The sequence below is a fragment of the Agrobacterium sp. SORGH_AS_0745 genome (genome assembly GCF_030818995.1).
Taxonomy (GTDB): domain Bacteria; phylum Pseudomonadota; class Alphaproteobacteria; order Rhizobiales; family Rhizobiaceae; genus Agrobacterium; species Agrobacterium tumefaciens.
The window spans coordinates 993,616-1,011,993 of record NZ_JAUTBI010000003.1 but is presented as its reverse complement, the minus strand read 5'-3'; the positions used below and the strand labels follow the sequence as shown (position 1 = coordinate 1,011,993).

Sequence of the window (18,378 nt, the reverse complement as noted above, 5' to 3'; positions counted from 1 at the left end):
AGGTGGCGAGGAAATTGCCTCAGAACTCCTGTGCTTCGCGCTTTTTCTCGATTGCATCCCACAACAGGCTCGCCACATCGGCACCGCCGAATTTCTGCACTTCACGAATGCCTGTCGGTGAGGTGACGTTGATTTCCGTGAGGTAATCGCCGATCACATCGATGCCAACGAACAGGAAACCGCGCTCGCGCAGGGCGGGGCCGATGCGGCGGCAGATTTCCTTCTCACGCGCGGTGAGTTCCGTTGGCTCCGGGCGGCCGCCGGCATGCATGTTGGAGCGGGCATCATTTTCCGCCGGCACGCGATTGATCGCGCCCACGGGCTCGCCATCCACCAGAAGGATACGCTTGTCGCCCTTGCGAACATCCGGCAAGTATTCCTGGGCGATATAGGGTTCGCGGAACATCTGGCCGAACATTTCCAGCAGCGATGAGAAATTGCGGTCGTCCCGCGCGGAATGGAAGACGCCTGCACCACCATTGCCATAAAGCGGCTTGAGGATGATATCGCCCATTTCATTGCGGAAGCGGGCGATTTCAGAGACATCCTTGGTGATCAGCGTCTTCGGCATCAGATCGGCGAATTCGGTGACGAAAATCTTTTCCGGCGAGTTGCGGACCCAGACGGGATCGTTGACAACAAGCGTTTTGGGATGAATGCGCTCGAGCAAATGGGTCGATGTGATGTAGGCCATGTCGAATGGCGGATCCTGTCGCAGATGAATGACATCCATGGTCGAGAGATCGACCCGCTCCGGCTCCGAGAGCGAAAAATGGTCGCCCTTGATATCGCGCAGTTCCATCTGTTCGACGGTCGCGTAGATCTTGCCATCGCGCATGGAGAGGCGTTCGGGCGTATAGTGAAACAGCCGGTATCCACGTGCCTGCGCCTCAAGGCTCATGGCGAAGGTGGAGTCGCCGGCGATATTTATGCCGGAGACATGATCCATCTGGATCGCGACGTTCTTGATCTTCGCCATGCGCATCTTCCTCTTGCAGCATGCGGACGCTTCGCGGTTCCGCCGTGCCCATTGCCTCGTCTGTTCGCGATTCCCCGCAGGACCGGAAGAGACCCGGAAATGCTTCAGAAAACCCTGAAGATGTAGGGCAGCGACCATTCAAACGCAACTGCTGCGAGGGGTGCTTTTTGTGAGTTTTATTGAACCTTCACAATTCCGCAGGTGGCGCTGCGCAGAGCACCACCTGCCGGAGTGTTTTACCAGTTCAGGCCGCCAGCTTGTAGGAACGACCGGCAAACAGCTTGTTCTTGACCCGGTAGGCCAGAGCCAGCGCCGTGGGGAAAGGGCGGCGCATGAAGGCAACCTTGCGGACATACTCATCCACCCGCCAGGTGGCCCATGTTCCCGCGCGGAAATAAGCGACGTCACCCACCCGCAGGATACTGACTGTGCCGTCTTCCGCCGTCACATGCACCTCACCCTCAAGGATATAGACCGTCTCGTCCCAACCGAAGAACCAGCGGAACTCGCCCGCCGTACAATCCCACATGGCTGTGCTGGAGGCGCGGTCTCCGCTTCTGGAATGATCCGCCGCACGCGCCTGAGGATCGCCGGAAATTATCCAGTCGGGGTTGATGGGGGCCGGCTGCAGCCGCAAATCGGTGCAGGACGCGCTAACCACGCTCTCGTCTTTTGCCCGGCGCAAAGAGGCGGGCAATATCGGCACCGTGCGGATGGCCATGGTCGCAGCCGCCGCGAACATCATCTTTAAAGGCATATTAGAAAACCCCCGTGAAATATTGGAGATCTTCTATCATCGGGATCGTAACGAAGCGGTTTTGACAATCGGCGCAATTTTAGTCATCGCGCCGATTTCTTATCGTCCACTCAGGCCGTTGCCAACTGCACGGGCTGCGCCACAGCCTGTTCCGCCTTGCCGGCTATGCGCTTGCCGGTCTCGCTGGAGAAGAAGTGCAGCTTGTCCGGAGATATGGCGACCGACAAGGTAGCCGGAATCTCGACCTCCGGCGAAAATGCCACAGTCAGGTTCTGGTCGCCGATCATGCCGTGGATAAGACGCTGCGAGCCGAGTTCCTCGATATACTCGACGCGTAGCGAAAAACCGGGCTCACCTGCCGCCGCCAGGCGGAAATCTTCCGCCCGCATGCCCACAGTAACCGGGCCGGAGGTGGGGGCGAAACCGTTGAGCGCGATCAGCGACGGCCCGACCGTAAGGCTATCCCCATGCAACTCGCCGCTCAGCAGGTTCATGGCGGGAGAACCGATGAAGCTTGCGACAAAGGTGGAAGCGGGGGTGTGATAGACCTCGAGCGGTGCGCCGATCTGTTCGATGCGGCCGCCGTTCAGCACCACCAGACGATCTGCCAGCGTCATGGCTTCCAGCTGATCGTGCGTGACGTAGATCGAAGTGGTGCCGAGGCGCTTTTGCAGGCGCTTGATCTCGCCGCGCATGGAAACGCGCAGTTTGGCATCAAGGTTGGACAGGGGTTCATCAAACAGGAAGGCGGCCGGTTTGCGCACGATGGCGCGGCCCATGGCGACTCGCTGACGCTGGCCGCCAGAAAGGGCGCGCGGCTTGCGCTCCAGATAGGGTTCGAGCTGGAGCATGCGGGCGGCCTCGGCCACGCGCGCATCGATCTCCGCCTTCGGCGTCTTGCGGTTCTTCAACCCGTATTCCAGGTTCTGGCGCACCGACATATGCGGATAGAGCGCATAGTTCTGGAACACCATGGCGATATCCCGGTCAGCCGGATCTACCTGGTTGACCACCCGGTCACCGATCTTCACCGTGCCTTCGGAAATATCCTCAAGTCCGGCCACCATACGCAGGAGCGTGGACTTGCCGCAGCCGGAGGGACCGACGAGAACAATGAACTCGCCGTCCCTGATGTCGATATCGACGTGATGCACGGCACGCACGCCGCCGTGATAATCCTTGCAGACCTGACTGATTTCTATCGCGGCCATTTTCGGTTTCCTTATTTGTCGCTTTCCGTCAGGCCCTTGATGAACCAGCGCTGGAAGATCACGACGATCATCACAGGCGGCAGCATGGCCAGAACGGCAAGCGCGAAAGCTTCGTTGTAATCGGGGATTTGCGAACCGACCCAGACTTGCAGGATCGACTTGATGCCGCGCATCAGGGTGAAGAAACTCTCGTCCGTGGTCATCAGCATGGGCCAGAGGTACTGGTTCCAGCCGTAAACGAACATGATGATGAAGATCGCCGCCATCATGGTACGGGAAAGCGGGATGATCACATCAATGAAGAACTTGACCGGGCCCGCACCGTCTATGCGAGCAGCTTCCAGCAATTCTTCAGGAATGGATTTGAAGAACTGCCGGAAATAGAAGGTGCCCGTCGCAGACGCCAGAAGCGGCACGATCAGACCGGTATAGGAGTTCAAGAGGCCGAGTTTGCTCATCACCTCATAGGACGGCATGATGCGTACTTCGAGCGGCAGCAGCAGCGTGGTGAAGATGATCCAGAAGGCAAGCGTTGCAAACCGGAACCGGAAATAGACGATCGCATAGGCTGCCATCATCGACAGGACGATCTTGCCGACGGCAAAACCGATGCCGAGGATCAGCGAGTTGAGCACCATGTTGAGACCGGTGATCTGCCCGGTGAAGCCGCCCTTCTGCGTCAGGACCTTTTCATAGGTTCCGACGAAATTGTCGCCCGGAACGAGTGTCAGGCCGCTGCGGTGGATTTCCGCTGCCGTATGGGTGGACGTCATGAATGCCACGACGACAGGCAATATCAGGAAGAGTGCGCCGATGATCAGCACCAGATGGTCGAGGGGTTTTGTCTTGTACATTGTCTTTTCCCTCAATTGTAATGGATGCGTTTTTCGATGAAGCGGAACTGGATGATGGTCAGAACGAAGACGACCAGCATCAGGATGACGGACTGGGCAGAAGAACCGCCGATGTCATTGCCGCGGAAACCGTCGAGAAAGACCTTGTAGACCAGCGTAATCGGATTGTTGGCGGCCTTGTCCTTCACCATCACGTCGATAATGCCGAACGTATCGAACAGCGAATAGGTGATGTTGATGATCAGCAGGAAGAAGGCAGTCGGTGCCAGAAGCGGCATGATGACCGTCCAGAACCGGCGCACGCCCGATCGGCAATCGATGGCGGCAGCCTCGCGCACGGCGACGGATACGCCCTGCAATCCGGACAGGAAGAAAATGAAATTATAAGGGATCTGCTTCCAGACCGCGACGGCAATCATGGCGAAGGCGGTATCGAAGTAGTTGAGGCCAACCTTCATATCCCAGCCCAAAAACGCGGCCATCTTGACGAAAGGCCCGATATGCTGGTCGAAAAACATCATGCCGATGAGACCCGCAACCGGCGGCGCGATGGCGTAAACGGAGATCAGCAACGTCTTGTAGGCGGAACTGCCGCGAACGACCGCATCGGCCTTGACCGCAAGCAAAAGACCGAGCGCCAGCGAAAAGAAAGTAACGAGCACGGTGAAGACAACCGTGAATTTGGCGATGTTTAGATATTCCGGATTGAAGATGGCATCGGAATAATTGGCGAAGCCCACGAACGTTGCACCGAACCCGAAAGGGTCTTCGATAAAGAACGACGATTGCACGGCCTGGACGGAGGGCCAGTAGAAGAAGATGAAAATCACCGCCAGTTGCGGCGCCAGAAACAGATAGGGCACGTAGGACGAGGAGAACTGCACGCGCTTCATGCTGGCTTCTGCGGCCTTCGCCGTTTTTCCGGTTTTTGCAGACCGGCCGGATAGAAACCGGGCCAGACGCGGTTGAGACGATGTATAGGCCACGCTTGCGCCTCCTTAATCCAAGAGCGAGCCTCCTTTCCGGCGGAAAGGAGGCTCGACAACTATCGTTGGTTTCAAAAAGGGAGATCAGCCAGCCGTTTTAGCGAAACGGGCGAGAAGATCGTTGCCTTCCTTTTCGATGATGTCGAAGGCGTCCTTCGGCGTTACTTCGCCGGAGAAGATGCGGTTGTATTCGCGTTCCATGATGGAGCGGATCTGCGGGTAGAAACCGAGGCGGTAGCCCTTGGACCATTCGCCTGCAGGCAGCGACAGCTGCTGGATACCGACTTCGGCGGCAGGCTTTTCCTTGTAGAAGCCTTCAGCCTTGGCCTTTTCGTAAGCAGCCGTGGTGATAGCGACGTAACCGGTAGCCTTGTGGTAGAAGACCTGGATTTCCGGCGAAGTCAGGAACTGGAAGAAGTCAGCGACGCACTTGTTTTCGGCTTCAGACTTGCCCGACATTGCAAAGAGGGCAGCGCCGCCGATGAAGGAGTTGGTGCCAGCGCCCTTGATGGAGCCCCAGTAGGGAAGGAAGGTTGCCGAGAACGGCATGGACGCCGTCTTCTGCAGTCCACCGAACGAACCCGAGGAACCGATCCAGAGGGCAACCTTGCCTTCTTCGAAGGGCTTCTGGTTGTCGTTCCAGCCGGCGCCGTAGTAGGCGAACAGACCCTTGTCTTTCCAGTCCTTCAGCTTGTCGAACATCATGACGCAGGTTCGGATCGGTGACCTTCAGCTTGGTGTCGGTGACGCTGTCGTAACCATTGTTGTTGGTTGCGAACTGGATGTTGTTGCGGGAGAAGAAGTTTTCCGTGAACTGCCAGGTGAGCTGCGACTGGACGAGCGGGATGTAACCGGCTTCCTTCAGCTTCGGTGCGACCTTTTCAAAATCTTCCCAGGTCTTCGGAGCTTCGACGCCGGCCTTCTTGAGGGCTTCGTCGTTGACATACATGATCGGCGCGGAAGTGTTGAAAGGCATGCCGACGAACTTGCCGTCAGCGGCAGCGTAGAAATAGCGGACGCCGTTGATGAAGGCTTCGCGGTCGAACTTGTAACCGGCCTTGTTGATGAGGTCTTCTGCAGGAATGACAGCGCCCTTGGCGTTGATGATGGTGGCAGCGCCAGCATCGAAAACCTGGAGAATGTTCGGCTGTTCGCCCGAACGGAAAGCAGCGATGCCGCTTGCAAGCGCTTCTTCGTATGAGCCCTTGGAAACCGGCGTCAGAGCGCATTCTTTCTGGGCTTCGTTGAACTTCTGCGAAACTTCGTTGATGACTTCGCCGTTACGGCCGCCCATGCCGTGCCACCAGGTGATGTTGGTCGCAGCCATGGAAGACGTTGCCGAAATGCTGACCGCCACTGCGGCCATGGAAATCTTCTTCAACATTACTAAATCCTCTCCACCATTTATTGGGATGAGGATGCGAATAGAGACGTTCCGTGACGCCTCTTTAACGGTTTTATGTCAGATTTATTACAGTCCCTGCGATAGGGACTCCATTCTTCCAGAAAAGGATGTCTCAAGCGTCCTTGCGCTTTATCGGGCGAGCCGGATTTCCGACCACCCTCGTCCCGGCCAAGACATCCCGCGTCACCACCGAACCGGCCCCGACGATCGCGCCATCGCCAATCGTGATGCCGGCCAGAAGGATCGCCCCGCCGCCGATCCAGACATCGCGACCGATCGTGACCGGCTTTGCGATTTCAATGCCTTGCGAACGCGCAACCGGGTCCAGATGATGTTCGGCGCAATAGATCTGCACGGCCGGCCCCAACATCGCGCCATCGCCAATCCGCACGGGCGCAGAATCAAGAATGACGCAGCCGGCATTGAGATAGACGTTCGCACCCAACGTAATGTTGAAGCCGTAAGCGCAATGAAACGGTGCTTCGATAAAGGCTCCTTCCGCAACGGAGGCAAAGAGCGCCCGCAGCAAAGGCGACATGGCCTCACGCTCATCCGGCGGCGAGGTGTTGTGCTGGTGAACGGCACGGCGGGCGCGGGCGCGCAGCACGTCCAGTTCGGCATCCATGCAACAGTACCATTCGCCCGCAGCCATTTTTTCCCGCTCAGTGGACATTGCCCTCCCCCTCAAAAAGCGTCGATGAAATGCTGCGGCAGGCGTCGTGGCAGGACTGCGACGATATCGAAACGCAACGAAAACCGCGCGGCATCCTTGCGGCGGGAGAGCCAAATATCGGCAGCGGCCCGAATGCGCTGTTGCGAACGGAAGCCGACCGCATCGACAGCCCCGGCACCGGAAGGCCGCGCCTTGACCTCGACGATGGCGACGACATCCTTCCTGCGGGCAATGAGATCGATTTCCCCCAGCCGGGTTCGATAACGAATGGCGAGGATGCGGTATCCCCGAAACAGCAGATAGAGTGCTGCCCAGTATTCCGCAGCGTGACCGCGTCGCTCGGCCTTTCGTCTCTTGTTCGTTTGCCCGTCAGCGGCCATCCGCATCCTTCATATCCAGCAGCCGTTGATAAAGCTCCTTGCGCGGCAGGCCCGTCAGCTTTGCCGCCTCGGCTGCGGCCCTTGCGGCAGGCATGGTTGTGACGAGATCCTTCAGGAGTCTCTCGACATCCTCGATATCGGGAATTTCGTCAAAGGAGGGCGGCTCTATCAGGAGCACGATCTCGCCCTTCACCACACGGTCCTCGTCGTAATATTCCGCAAGCTCGCCCAGCGTGCCGCGCCGGAACTCCTCGAAAGTCTTGGTCAGCTCGCGGCACACAACAGCGCGGCGATCGCGGCCAAGGACTTCCGATGCCACCTTTACGGAGGTGCCAATGCGGCGTGGCGATTCAAAAAACATGAGGGTGGCCGGAATTTTTGCAAGTTCGGCAAAACGGTCGCGCTTGCCGCGATCCTTTACCGGCAGAAAGCCCGCGAACAGAAAGGCGTCACTCGGCATGCCAGAACCGACAAGGGCAGCAAGCGGCGCAGATGCTCCCGGCACCGGCACGACGCGATGACCGGCCTCAAGCGCGAGCTGACCAAGGCGATAACCGGGATCGGAGACGAGTGGCGTTCCGGCATCCGACACCAGCGCCACGGATTTTCCGGCCTCCAAAGCGGCGATGAGTTTTGGTCCCGCTTCCTGCGCATTATGCTCGTGATAGGAGAGCGGACGTGTGCGGATACCGTAACGCTCGAGCAAAATGCGGGTGACGCGGGTATCCTCGCAGGCAAGGACGTCAGCCGACGCCAGCGTTTCCAGCGCCCGGATGGTGATGTCGCCGAGATTGCCGATGGGAGTGGCCACGAGATAGAGCGCCGGCTCCAACGGCCGCGCCGGAATAGTGGCCGTGCCGATCCTGAAGCTCTTGGTCGCCTGTCCGGCGTCGCTGTTCGATATTTCTTCCGTCACACGGCTTCCAATCATTCTGGCCGATCATTCCCGGCCGGTCGCTCCAGTTTTACCCCTTTATGGGCAATAGAAAACCGGCGAACAAGGTCCACGGGCGGTCACAGGCTGTGGATCATGCTGTATAGCAGCAAAATGACCGGCGGCAGATGCACTCGGCTCTTGCATTTTCTGCAATAACTCTGCCATTTTGCCCGTCCACATTATCCGGCGTTCCGGCCGGTCAAGACTCTTCTTACCGATCCGGCGGTGGCCGGGTCGCAACGGTTGAAAGCGGTAGCGTCCATGCGTATTACTCTTGAGCGGTCGAACCTTCTTAAATCGCTGAACCACGTCCACAGGGTCGTCGAGCGTCGTAACACGATCCCGATCCTGTCCAACGTTCTGCTGCGCGCATCCGGCGCCAATCTGGATATGAAGGCGACCGACCTCGACCTCGAAATCACCGAAGCGACGCCGGCGATGGTGGAGCAGGCGGGCGCGACCACCGTGCCGGCGCATCTGCTTTATGAAATCGTGCGCAAGCTGCCGGATGGTTCCGAAGTGCTTCTGGCCACCAATCCGGATGGCTCCACAATGACGGTTGCTTCCGGCCGTTCGAAATTCTCGCTGCAATGCCTTCCAGAAACCGATTTCCCGGATCTGACCGCCGGTACCTTCAGCCACACCTTCAAACTGAAGGCGACCGACCTGAAGATGCTGATCGACCGGACGCAATTTGCGATTTCGACCGAAGAGACACGCTATTATCTGAACGGCATCTTCTTCCACACCATCGAAAGCAACGGCGACCTCAAGCTGCGCGCAGTTGCGACGGACGGTCACCGCCTTGCGCGCGCCGATGTGGATGCGCCTTCCGGCTCCGAAGGCATGCCGGGCATCATCATTCCGCGCAAGACCGTCGGCGAATTGCAGAAGCTGATGGACAATCCCGAACTTGATGTCACCGTCGAGGTATCGGACGCGAAAATCCGCCTGACCATCGGCTCGGTCGTTTTGACCTCGAAGCTGATCGACGGCACTTTCCCGGATTACCAGCGCGTCATCCCCACCGGCAACGACAAGGAAATGCGCGTCGATTGCCAGACCTTCGCCCGTGCGGTCGATCGCGTGTCGACCATCTCTTCCGAGCGTGGCCGCGCCGTGAAGCTGGCGTTGACCAACGGCCAGCTGACGCTGACCGTCAACAATCCGGATTCAGGCAGTGCAACGGAAGAAGTGGCTGTCGGTTACGACAATGATTCGATGGAAATCGGCTTCAATGCCAAATATCTCCTCGACATCACCTCGCAGCTTTCCGGTGAAGACGCGATTTTCCTTCTGGCGGATGCGGGCTCGCCGACGCTGGTTCGCGACACCGCCGGCGACGATGCGCTTTATGTTCTGATGCCGATGCGCGTTTAAAGTGGACTTTTTGTCTTCAAATCAATCAAAAAACGCCGGTGGATCGCTCCCCCGGCGTTTTTTGATTCGGCGCAGACAGATTTCTAACGCTAAACGAATTTTTCCAATTACGACATTTTGCCTTGTTTTAGCGCCAAATGAGATCAACAGTGCGTAACATTTTTTTGACAATGACTAAAATACATCCGAGGGGAATTATGGCACTCAACCTGAAGCAACGCTTTGAAAGAAAATTTGAGGAAGAAATCCGCTTTTTCAAAGGCATGGTCAGCCAGCCGAAAAAGGTCGGAGCCATCGTCCCGACATCCTCCATCACGGCAAGAAAAATGGCGAGTGTCATCGACCCGCATTCCGACTTGCCAGTTCTCGAACTCGGCCCCGGTACCGGTGTCATCACCAAGGCCATTCTGGCACGCGGCATCAAGCCGGAGCGCCTGACGGCCATCGAATATTCGACCGATTTCTACAATCAGCTTCTCAGAAGTTATCCAGGCGTCAACTTCATCAATGGCGATGCCTTCGATCTGAATGCGACACTTGGCGAGCACCAGGGCCAGATGTTCGACAGCGTCATTTCCGCCGTACCGATGCTGAATTTTCCGATGGCCGCCCGCATCAAGCTTCTCGACGAATTGCTGAAACGCGTGCCGCACGGTCGCCCCGTCATTCAGATATCCTACGGTCCGATTTCCCCGATCGTTGCGCAGCCGCATCTCTACCACATCCGCCATTTCGATTTCATCGTGCGCAACATTCCTCCGGCGCAATTGTGGACCTATACCCGGGCCTGATCACACGGCAGAGTGGGCAAGGGCCGTCATTTCCCGGTCGTGACAGATGGTTAGGGTCCTGATTTGCCCTTCCATCGCCATTGAGGACCGTTCCCATGCATGCCCTCTACATTACCCATCCCCAGGTCCGGATCGATCCGGCGGTTTCCGGTTCCGGAATGGGGACTTTCGGACTTGGGTGCACGGCGGGCGTGTGAGGCAAGCCGCCTGCCATGGGCACGCGCATTGCGCCGGATCGTGTCGAGCGCGGAAACCAAAGCCATCGAAACCGCCCGAATCCTTGCTGAAACATCCGGCGCGGATATTGAGATCATCGAGGTGATGCATGAGAACGACCGGTCGGCAACAGGCTTCCTGACGCCGCCGGAATTCGAAAAGGCTGCCGACTGGTTTTTTGCCCATCCGCGAGAAAGCTTTCACGGCTGGGAACGGGCAATCGATGCGCAGGCGCGAATTGTTAACGCCGTCAGGGCCGTTCTAGACCGGCACGACCCGCAACAGCCGATTGCCTTTGTCGGCCATGGCGGCGTCGGCACGCTTTTGAAATGCTATATCGAAGGCGTCGGCATCAGTCGCAGCAAGGACCAGCCACCCGGCGGCGGCAATCTTTTCCGGTTCCCAATCGCCGAATTTTCACTTGCAGCTCAGCGCCCCACATGCGACTGGACGGCAATGGAAACATGGCAGGGATAAGACAATGACCGCGCGCGAAAAACTGATCGTCGGGCTCGATGTTCCGACTGTGCAACAAGCTGAAGACATCGTGTCGAAGATTGGCGATGAGGTTCTGTTCTACAAGATCGGCTATCAGCTGGTTTTTGCCGGTGGTCTCGAATTCGCCCGCGACCTTGCCCAGAGCGGCAAGAAAGTCTTTCTCGACATGAAACTGCTCGACATCGACAACACCGTCGGCTCCGGCGTCGAAAACATCGCCCGCATGGGCATGTCGATGCTGACCCTGCATGCCTACCCGAAAGCCATGCGCGCCGCAGTCAAGGCAGCCGAAGGCTCTGGCCTCTGCTTGCTTGGTGTCACCGTGCTAACCTCTATGGATGATGCCGATCTTGCGGAAGCCGGCTATGCATCGGATGCCCGTTCGCTGGTGCTGCGCCGTGCGGAACAGGCGCGCGAGGCGGGCATGGGCGGCATCGTCTGTTCGGCAGAGGAATCGACGGCGGTGCGTGAAATCTTGGGCCCCGACCTTGCCGTCGTCACCCCTGGTATTCGCCCGGCCGGTGCGGAGGCGGGAGACCAGAAGCGCGTGATGACGCCTTTTGACGCCATGAAGGCCGGTTCGAGCCATCTGGTTGTCGGCCGCCCCATCGTCAGAGCAGAAGATCCGAAAGCAGCGGCCCGCGCCATTCTTGACGACATGCTGCGCGCCAGCTTTCCGGCAAATCAATAAGGACCATCGGAGGAGACGAAATGGCAAAGGGTTACTGGATAGCGCGCGTGGATGTACGCGACAACGAACGCTACAAGGACTACGTGTCGACTGCGAAGCCCGCTTTCGAGCGGTTCGGCGCCAACTTTCTCGCCCGCGGCGGTGCGTTGACCGAACTTGAGGGCAAGGCACGCGCACGCAACGTCATCATCGAATTCCCCTCTGTGCAGCACGCGATCGATTGCTACAACTCGCCCGAATACCAGGCGGCGGCCAAAATCCGTCAGGAAGTCGCCGACGCGGAGATGATGATCGTCGAAGGAATTTGACGGTCCTCAACCGCATTTCCAAAACTAGTCCCGGGCCTTGTGACAACGTCTCTTCACGCGCGCACGGCTTTGGGCTAAGAGACTGAAAAACGCTTTATCGACAGCTTCTGAGGAGCCTCCCATGACCTTGGCCAACCTTCCACCCCTCGTCACCGTTTTCGGCGGTTCGGGTTTCGTCGGGCGGCATGTCGTGCGGATGCTCGCCAAGCGCGGTTATCGCATCCGCGTTGCCGTGCGCCGTCCCGATCTTGCTGGTTTCCTGCAGCCGCTCGGCAATGTCGGCCAGATCTCGTTTGCCCAGGCGAACCTGCGGTATCGCGACTCCATCGTCAAAGCCATCGAAGACGCCGACCACGTGGTCAATTGCGTTGGCATTCTGGCCGAAAGCGGCCGCAACACCTTTGACGCCGTGCAGGAATTCGGCGCGAAAGCCATTGCCGAGGCAGCCCGCAACGCCGGTGCAACGCTGACGCACATCTCCGCCATCGGTGCCGATGCCAATTCGTCGACCGGCTACGGCCGCACAAAGGGCCGCGCCGAGGCAGCAATCCATTCCGTTCTGCCCGGCGCCGTGATCCTGCGTCCTTCGATCATCTTTGGACCGGAAGACGACTTCTTCAATAAATTCGCCAAGATGGCCCGCAGCCTGCCGTTCCTGCCGCTGATCGGCGGCGGAAAAACCAAGTTTCAGCCGGTCTATGTCGAAGATGTAGCGGAGGCCGTTGCCCGCAGCGTGGATGGCAAGCTGAAGCCCGGCGCCATCTATGAACTGGGTGGCCAGGACGTCATGACGTTCCGCGACTGTCTTGAGGCGGTTCTTGCCGCAACCTACCGTCAGCGTCCTTTCGTCAACCTGCCTTTCGGCGTCGCCTCAATGATCGGAAAAATCGCTTCGCTGGTGCCGCTGATTACGCCGCCGCTGACTGTCGATCAGGTGACCATGCTGAAAAAGGATAATGTCGTTTCCGCTGACGCGGAAAAGAACGGCCTGACCCTGGAAGGCATCGGCATTACGCCCGTTCGCGTTGCTTCCGTCCTGCCGTCCTACATGGTGCACTATCGCCCGCACGGACAGTTCTCGAACGCCGGAAAAGCAGCATAAGCCTACCGTCGCGCATTAACGATCTGAACGAAAGCGGGAACCATTCCCGCTTTTTGTTTTTGCGCAATTCAATCGCAACCAAACCGCTATTGGCGCATTTCCCCCTCAACTGCAGGGGAGGTGCACCATCGACTGAAGCTGTTTTGAACAGCCGGGTAAAAGTTAACGGCAAAGTGGCCTCCACAGCCAAGCGTGGCACAAGCGCAACTGTGGAAAAGACTTCGCATTAACCCGGTATTCAGCAAGCCGCTTTATTGATAATGGCCACATTCCTAACATATCCAGAACCCTCACTTCACACACGGCGGCGTAATCCGCGCGAACGAACGTCTGAAAGGCAATAATAAAATGGGCAGATCTATCGCACTCTTTTTTGCGTGTGCGGCTTTGGTGGTTCTGGCGGGTTCTTTCATGGCGCCGGGCACGGTTGCAGCGGGCAAGAGCGGTTGCGCTCCCGCCTACGGTGTTGACCCTTGCGCAACGGCTTCGATCAGCACGAACTGATCAGCTTTCACAAGTCTCAAATAAAAAAAGCGCCTCCGGATTCTCCGGGGCGCTTTTTTATTTTGTCCGTGCATTGGAAACGAACGGCTATTTTAAAGCTCGGCTCAACGGTAGAGCAGAAGTGCCGCCAGACCCAGCGAGCCGATGACGATGCGCCACCAGGCAAAGGGTGCAAAACCGCGTCGCGAGACGAAGTCCAGCAGCGAGCGCACGACGAACAGGCCGGAGACGAAAGCGGCGATGAAGCCTACGGCAATCAGCGCACTGTCATCGAAGCTCAGCGCATCGCGGTTCTTGTAGAGATCGAGCACAAACGCGCCGAGCATGGTCGGCATCGCCAGGAAAAACGAGAATTCGGCGGCGGAGCGCTTGTCCGTGCCCATCAACAGCGCGCCAACAATGGTAGCGCCGGACCGGGAGGTGCCCGGAACCATCGCAAGGCACTGGAACAGACCGATCTTGAAGGCAAGCGACGGCGGATAATCCATAATGTCGGTATATCTGGGCTTCAGCGGCATTCGGTCGACGGCCAGCAATATGACGCCGCCGATAACCAGCACGATACAGATGAGGATGGGTGTTTCGAACAGCACCGTCTTGATGAAGTCATGCGCCAGAGCGCCGATCACCGCCGCTGGCAGGAAGGCGACAGCGACGGCCAGCACGAAGCGGCGCGCCTTGGCACTTGTTGGCATCGCCATGGCGATCGACACAAGCTTCTGAAAATAAACAAGAAGGATAGCAATGATCGCGCCGAGCTGAATGAGAACGGCAAAGGTGTTGCCCGGCGATTTGAAGCCGAGAAAATGCCCGGACAGCAGCACATGCGCCGTTGAGGAAACGGGAATGAACTCCGTAAGACCCTCGATAATGCCCAGCAAAAGCGCGCTGATGATCGATTGGTCACCCATGAGGTATCCTTTTTTCAGGGGGAAGCGGGAATGGAAAGCAATTGCGTTAAACTTGTTTTAAAGTAGCCAAGCTCTTATAGCGTCTTGATGAAGCGAAACTGAAAAAGTTTTCCGGCAATTGTCGATCATGACAACCAATCGTAAAAATTGAGTACCGATGCCAACTCTCTATCACTCTCCCATGTCGACCGCATCGCGGTTCGTTCGTCTGATCCTTTCGGAATACGGGTTCCAGACCGATCTCGTGGAGGAGCAGCCGTGGGAAAGAAGGCGGGAGTTTCTGGCGCTGAATCCGGCGGGCACCCTGCCGGTCTATCTCGATGATAATATGCGCTCTCTCAGCGGTCCCTACGTGCTCGCCGAGTTTCTCGACGAAACGCACGGGGTTTTGAAGCGTGACCGGCGATTGCTGGCGGAAGACCCGTTTCAGCGGGCGGAAATCCGCCGCTTGACCGAGTGGTTCCTGCAGAAGATGGAAAACGATGTGACCCGACCGCTGGTGCGGGAGCGGGTTTATAAATTGCAGATGACGGCGGCGCAGGGTGGTGGCCCCCCGGATTCCAAGCTTCTGCGCACCGCGCGTAACAATGTTCGTCAGCACATCAAATATCTGGAATGGCTGGCGGGTTCGCGGACGTGGCTGGCGGGCGACCGGTTGAGTTATGCCGACCTTGCCGCCGCCGCCTCTGTCTCGGTGCTGGATTATCTCGGCGAAATCAACTGGCTCGAAGCGCCAATTGCCAAAGAATGGTATCAGCGGCTGAAATCGCGCCCGTCCTTCCGGCCGTTCCTCAGCGAGCGCATTCCGCGCCTTGCCCCCTCCTCCCACTACGCCGATCTGGATTTCTAGGTTCCGGCCTCCCGGTTATTTGCTGCGGCGTGTAGCTACGCATATATATGTCGCAGAGTAACCCGCAGGAGAAACGACCATCGACGTTGCCAGCGACAAGCAGCGGATACGCGCTCGCAAACTGACGGACTTCGTTCGTCAGGAGGCGCTTTCGCTCGGCTTCGATCTCTGTCGTATCACCGCGCCGGACAGCATTCCGCTGGCACCGGGACGGTTGAGGCAGTTTCTCGATAAGGGCTATCATGGCACGATGGCGTGGATGGAGGAGACCGAAGCCCGTCGCGCCGAGCCGAAAACGCTGTGGGGTGACGTGCGCTCCATTGTCATGTTCGGGCTGAATTACGGGCCTGAGGAAGATCCTCGCGGCGTTCTTTCGAAATCCGACAAGGCAGCCATTTCGGTCTATGCCCGCAACCGCGACTATCACGACGTCATAAAAGGGCGACTGAAAGAAATCGCCACCCGTTTTGCCGCGCGCGCCGGCGAGGACGTGAAGGTCTTCGTTGACACTGCGCCGGTGATGGAAAAACCGCTTGCCGCAGCCGCGGGTCTCGGCTGGCAGGGCAAACACACCAATCTGGTCAGCCGCACCCATGGTTCCTGGCTGTTTCTCGGCAGCATGTTCACCACCGCCGAGCTTTTTCTTGATGAGGCCGAGAAGGACCATTGCGGCTCCTGTCGCGCCTGTCTCGATGCCTGTCCGACGGCCGCCTTCCCCGCCCCCTACCAGCTGGACGCCCGCCGCTGCATCTCCTACCTCACCATTGAGCACAAAGGCGTCATCCCGCACGAGTTCCGGCCGATGATAGGCAACCGCATCTATGGCTGCGACGATTGCCTTGCCGCCTGTCCCTGGAACAAATTCGCGGCCAGCGCCTCCGAGATGAAGCTGCAGGCGCGCGAGGATTTGAAGGAACCTTCCATCGCCTTCCTGCTGACGCTGGATGACGCTGCCTTCCGCAGCTTCTTCAGCGGCTCACCGGTCAAGCGCATCGGGCGTAACCGCTTCATCCGCAACGTTCTGATAGCTGCTGGAAACTCGCGCGACCGGCAATTCGTGCAGCAATGCAAGTCTCTCGCCGAAAAAGACCCGGCACCGGAGGTGCGCGGCATGGCCGCATGGGCTTTGTCGCAGCTTATGGACAGCGAGGAGTTCCGTGCATACTCTGCCGGCCGCGCCCCGGAGCCTGATCCGGAGGCTGAAATGGAATGGCAACTGGCAGAGGCGTGACCCATGCATGTGATGATTTTCGGCGCAGGATATTCGGGCAAGGCCATCGCAAACGCGCTGAAAACCGAAGCTGCAACGATATCGGGCACCACGCGCAGCACGGACAAGTTCGCAAGCCTTGCTGCAACTGGCATGACACCCTTCCTGTTCGACGGTGCCCATCTTAATGACGATCTCATCGCCACAATGACCAATGTCACCCATCTCGTGCAGTCCATCGCGCCGGGCAAGGATGGAGATCCACTGCTTGCGCTTTTGGGCGACGACCTGAAACGGCTTCTGCCCAAGCTTGAATGGATCGCTTATCTTTCCACCGTTGGCGTCTATGGCGACCATGACGGCGCATGGGTGGATGAGGAAACCCCGTGCCGCCCGGTGTCCGCCCGGTCCGTGGAACGCGTTGCTGCCGAAACCGCGTGGGCTGCGGCTGCTGAAAAAGCGGGCGTGCCGCTTGCCATCTTGCGCCTTTCGGGAATTTACGGCCCCGGACGCAATAGTTTCATGAATTTCGAAAAGGGAACGGCGCGCAGGCTGGTGAAGAAAGACCAGGTGTTCAACCGCATCCGGGTTGAGGATATTGGTGCGGCCCACGCCTTTCTGGCGCGGAGAAATGAACGCGGCCTCTTCAATGTGACGGATGATGAACCCGCCCCGCCGCAGGATGTGGTGAGCTTCGCCGCCACGTTGATGGGCGTTGAGCCGCCTCCCGAACAGGCATTCGAGACCGCCGATCTGACGCCGATGGCACGCTCCTTCTACGGCGAGAACAAGCGCGTTTCCAACGCCAGGATACGTGGCCTCGGTTTCGATTTCAGCTTCCCGGAGTACAAAATCTCCCTGACACAATTGTGGGAAAGCGGCCTCTGGCGGGGCCAAAAATCCCCCATTTAAAAGCGATGAAAAATCCTTCCAAACCCGTTTTTGAGGATGGTTTTGGTGGTTTTTCAGTCAATTAGGCTTTTATTAACCATGCAAAAATCGCTAAAATCGTAGCCATTAGAAAAATATTTCACTCACATTTCGTGAACTGGATTCACGAAGGCGTGACTTGTAACAGCATTTCCATTAAGCATTGATTCTGCGTCATTTTTTCCACTTTTCAACAATAAGGCACCGACGACACCTTTCCGGCTAACGATCACGAATGTTACGGTCTGTAACACTTCGTGATTTGAGATCAGCTTTTTTTCGCCATTTTTCCCTCGCCCTACAATCTCGCATTCAAACGCGTTCAGGCCAGACAATGGCCGTTTAGCAAGGGCACAATCAATCGGCGCGGGGCCGATTTTCAGGGAAGCACAGTTTGTTGAATATCCGTCGTATAACTTTCACCGTCGCAACTATAGCCGCCTGTTCCATCATTGCGCCTCTTCAGGCGAATGCGGCAAATGGTTGTGGAGGGGCATCGTGGTATGCGTTGAGCTCCAAGACTGCTTCGGGCGAGCGTATGAACGCCGCCAACATGACCGCCGCTCACCGCTCGCTGCGGTTCGGCACCAAGGTCAAGGTTACCAATGCCCGTAACGGCAAGGCCGTTGTGGTACGCATCAATGACCGCGGTCCGTTCATCAAGGGTCGCGTTCTCGATCTTTCCAAGGCCGCTGCCAAAAACATCGGCATGATCAGTTCCGGCACCGCCAAGGTCTGCTACGAGGTCGTCAGCGCCGATTGAGCCTTGCCCTTGCCGCCATTCGCGTCTACCAACCGGGCTAAT

Annotated in this window: 18 protein-coding genes and 2 pseudogenes; 10 read left to right on the top strand and 10 right to left on the bottom strand. The window is 57.9% G+C overall.

Annotated elements, in window-relative coordinates; translation table 11 throughout:
- Positions 1-19 precede the first annotated feature (19 nt).
- The 9 genes and pseudogenes from gshB to rsmI form a co-directional block, all read right to left on the bottom strand.
- Entirely contained in the window at positions 20-979 is a 960-nt protein-coding gene (gshB, locus tag QE432_RS14650) for a glutathione synthase (RefSeq protein ID WP_306624757.1), read from the bottom strand.
- Between the two features lie 244 nt (positions 980-1,223).
- Positions 1,224-1,736 carry a cupin domain-containing protein gene (locus QE432_RS14645; protein WP_013635353.1) on the bottom strand — a complete coding sequence of 171 codons (513 nt, stop codon included), beginning with the start codon at positions 1,734-1,736 and terminating at the stop codon, positions 1,224-1,226.
- Positions 1,737-1,846: 110 nt separating this feature from the next.
- Positions 1,847-2,947, bottom strand: a complete 1,101-nt coding sequence (locus QE432_RS14640) for a sn-glycerol-3-phosphate import ATP-binding protein UgpC (protein WP_306624755.1) — start codon at positions 2,945-2,947, stop codon at positions 1,847-1,849.
- A gap of 11 nt (positions 2,948-2,958) precedes the next feature.
- Positions 2,959-3,801 carry a sn-glycerol-3-phosphate ABC transporter permease UgpE gene (gene ugpE, locus QE432_RS14635; protein WP_003514715.1) on the bottom strand — a complete coding sequence of 281 codons (843 nt, stop codon included), beginning with the start codon at positions 3,799-3,801 and terminating at the stop codon, positions 2,959-2,961.
- An 11-nt stretch (positions 3,802-3,812) separates the two neighbouring features.
- A complete protein-coding gene (locus tag QE432_RS14630) occupies positions 3,813-4,787 on the bottom strand; it encodes an ABC transporter permease subunit (RefSeq protein ID WP_174002575.1) in 975 nt (324 codons plus the stop codon).
- A gap of 84 nt (positions 4,788-4,871) precedes the next feature.
- Positions 4,872-6,171: pseudogene (locus QE432_RS14625) on the bottom strand (extracellular solute-binding protein).
- 133 nt (positions 6,172-6,304) lie between these two features.
- Positions 6,305-6,865 carry a sugar O-acetyltransferase gene (locus QE432_RS14620; protein WP_306624752.1) on the bottom strand — a complete coding sequence of 187 codons (561 nt, stop codon included), beginning with the start codon at positions 6,863-6,865 and terminating at the stop codon, positions 6,305-6,307.
- An 11-nt stretch (positions 6,866-6,876) separates the two neighbouring features.
- On the bottom strand, positions 6,877-7,245 hold the full coding sequence (locus QE432_RS14615; protein WP_306625946.1) for a YraN family protein: 369 nt from the start codon (positions 7,243-7,245) through the stop codon (positions 6,877-6,879).
- The gene (gene rsmI / locus QE432_RS14610; RefSeq protein ID WP_038489605.1) at positions 7,235-8,176 is read right to left on the bottom strand and encodes a 16S rRNA (cytidine(1402)-2'-O)-methyltransferase; all 942 of its coding nucleotides are present in this window, start codon (positions 8,174-8,176) and stop codon (positions 7,235-7,237) included. Before rsmI ends, QE432_RS14615 begins: the two co-directional genes overlap by 11 nt.
- Before the next feature lie 267 nt (positions 8,177-8,443).
- Here rsmI and dnaN point away from each other — a divergent pair, with 267 nt between their 5' ends.
- The 6 genes and pseudogenes from dnaN to QE432_RS14580 all read left to right on the top strand — a co-directional run bounded on the left by dnaN (position 8,444) and on the right by QE432_RS14580 (position 13,168).
- A complete protein-coding gene (dnaN, locus tag QE432_RS14605) occupies positions 8,444-9,562 on the top strand; it encodes a DNA polymerase III subunit beta (RefSeq protein WP_003514704.1) in 1,119 nt (372 codons plus the stop codon).
- Positions 9,563-9,759: 197 nt separating this feature from the next.
- On the top strand, positions 9,760-10,353 hold the full coding sequence (pmtA, locus tag QE432_RS14600) for a phospholipid N-methyltransferase PmtA (RefSeq protein WP_003514702.1): 594 nt from the start codon (positions 9,760-9,762) through the stop codon (positions 10,351-10,353).
- A 95-nt stretch (positions 10,354-10,448) separates the two neighbouring features.
- Positions 10,449-11,046, top strand: a pseudogene (locus tag QE432_RS14595) (histidine phosphatase family protein).
- A 4-nt stretch (positions 11,047-11,050) separates the two neighbouring features.
- On the top strand, positions 11,051-11,758 hold the full coding sequence (gene pyrF / locus QE432_RS14590) for an orotidine-5'-phosphate decarboxylase (protein WP_306624748.1): 708 nt from the start codon (positions 11,051-11,053) through the stop codon (positions 11,756-11,758).
- Positions 11,759-11,778: 20 nt separating this feature from the next.
- Entirely contained in the window at positions 11,779-12,066 is a 288-nt protein-coding gene (locus tag QE432_RS14585) for a DUF1330 domain-containing protein (RefSeq protein ID WP_003514697.1), read from the top strand.
- 121 nt (positions 12,067-12,187) lie between these two features.
- Positions 12,188-13,168 (top strand): complex I NDUFA9 subunit family protein, encoded by a 981-nt coding sequence (locus tag QE432_RS14580; protein WP_003514695.1) that lies wholly within the window; start codon positions 12,188-12,190, stop codon positions 13,166-13,168.
- Between the two features lie 608 nt (positions 13,169-13,776).
- On the opposite strand, the gene QE432_RS14575 is transcribed toward QE432_RS14580, so the two are convergent.
- Entirely contained in the window at positions 13,777-14,583 is an 807-nt protein-coding gene (locus QE432_RS14575; RefSeq protein WP_306624746.1) for an undecaprenyl-diphosphate phosphatase, read from the bottom strand.
- Positions 14,584-14,740: 157 nt separating this feature from the next.
- Here QE432_RS14575 and QE432_RS14570 point away from each other — a divergent pair, with 157 nt between their 5' ends.
- The 4 genes from QE432_RS14570 (at position 14,741) to QE432_RS14555 (ending at position 18,336) form a co-directional block, all read left to right on the top strand.
- Positions 14,741-15,433 carry a glutathione S-transferase family protein gene (locus QE432_RS14570; RefSeq protein WP_003514689.1) on the top strand — a complete coding sequence of 231 codons (693 nt, stop codon included), beginning with the start codon at positions 14,741-14,743 and terminating at the stop codon, positions 15,431-15,433.
- Between the two features lie 79 nt (positions 15,434-15,512).
- Entirely contained in the window at positions 15,513-16,664 is a 1,152-nt protein-coding gene (queG, locus tag QE432_RS14565; RefSeq protein WP_112752236.1) for a tRNA epoxyqueuosine(34) reductase QueG, read from the top strand.
- Between the two features lie 3 nt (positions 16,665-16,667).
- Positions 16,668-17,555, top strand: a complete 888-nt coding sequence (locus QE432_RS14560) for an SDR family oxidoreductase (protein ID WP_306624744.1) — start codon at positions 16,668-16,670, stop codon at positions 17,553-17,555.
- A 412-nt stretch (positions 17,556-17,967) separates the two neighbouring features.
- Positions 17,968-18,336, top strand: coding sequence for a septal ring lytic transglycosylase RlpA family protein (locus tag QE432_RS14555; RefSeq protein ID WP_013635343.1), 369 nt, complete (start codon positions 17,968-17,970; stop codon positions 18,334-18,336).
- The last annotated feature ends 42 nt before the right edge of the window (positions 18,337-18,378 follow it).

Bases quoted from the DNA above. Each gene is read 5' to 3' on its own strand.
- gshB (WP_306624757.1), bottom strand. From the start codon at position 979: ATGGCGAAGATCAAGAACGTCGCGATCCAGATGGATCATGTCTCCGGC.
- QE432_RS14645 (WP_013635353.1), bottom strand. From the start codon at position 1,736: ATGCCTTTAAAGATGATGTTCGCGGCGGCTGCGACCATGGCCATCCGC.
- QE432_RS14640 (WP_306624755.1), bottom strand. From the start codon at position 2,947: ATGGCCGCGATAGAAATCAGTCAGGTCTGCAAGGATTATCACGGCGGC.
- ugpE (WP_003514715.1), bottom strand. From the start codon at position 3,801: ATGTACAAGACAAAACCCCTCGACCATCTGGTGCTGATCATCGGCGCA.
- QE432_RS14620 (WP_306624752.1), bottom strand. From the start codon at position 6,865: ATGTCCACTGAGCGGGAAAAAATGGCTGCGGGCGAATGGTACTGTTGC.
- QE432_RS14615 (WP_306625946.1), bottom strand. From the start codon at position 7,245: ATGGCCGCTGACGGGCAAACGAACAAGAGACGAAAGGCCGAGCGACGC.
- rsmI (WP_038489605.1), bottom strand. From the start codon at position 8,176: ATGATTGGAAGCCGTGTGACGGAAGAAATATCGAACAGCGACGCCGGA.
- dnaN (WP_003514704.1), top strand. From the start codon at position 8,444: ATGCGTATTACTCTTGAGCGGTCGAACCTTCTTAAATCGCTGAACCAC.
- pmtA (WP_003514702.1), top strand. From the start codon at position 9,760: ATGGCACTCAACCTGAAGCAACGCTTTGAAAGAAAATTTGAGGAAGAA.
- pyrF (WP_306624748.1), top strand. From the start codon at position 11,051: ATGACCGCGCGCGAAAAACTGATCGTCGGGCTCGATGTTCCGACTGTG.
- QE432_RS14585 (WP_003514697.1), top strand. From the start codon at position 11,779: ATGGCAAAGGGTTACTGGATAGCGCGCGTGGATGTACGCGACAACGAA.
- QE432_RS14580 (WP_003514695.1), top strand. From the start codon at position 12,188: ATGACCTTGGCCAACCTTCCACCCCTCGTCACCGTTTTCGGCGGTTCG.
- QE432_RS14575 (WP_306624746.1), bottom strand. From the start codon at position 14,583: ATGGGTGACCAATCGATCATCAGCGCGCTTTTGCTGGGCATTATCGAG.
- QE432_RS14570 (WP_003514689.1), top strand. From the start codon at position 14,741: ATGCCAACTCTCTATCACTCTCCCATGTCGACCGCATCGCGGTTCGTT.
- QE432_RS14560 (WP_306624744.1), top strand. From the start codon at position 16,668: ATGCATGTGATGATTTTCGGCGCAGGATATTCGGGCAAGGCCATCGCA.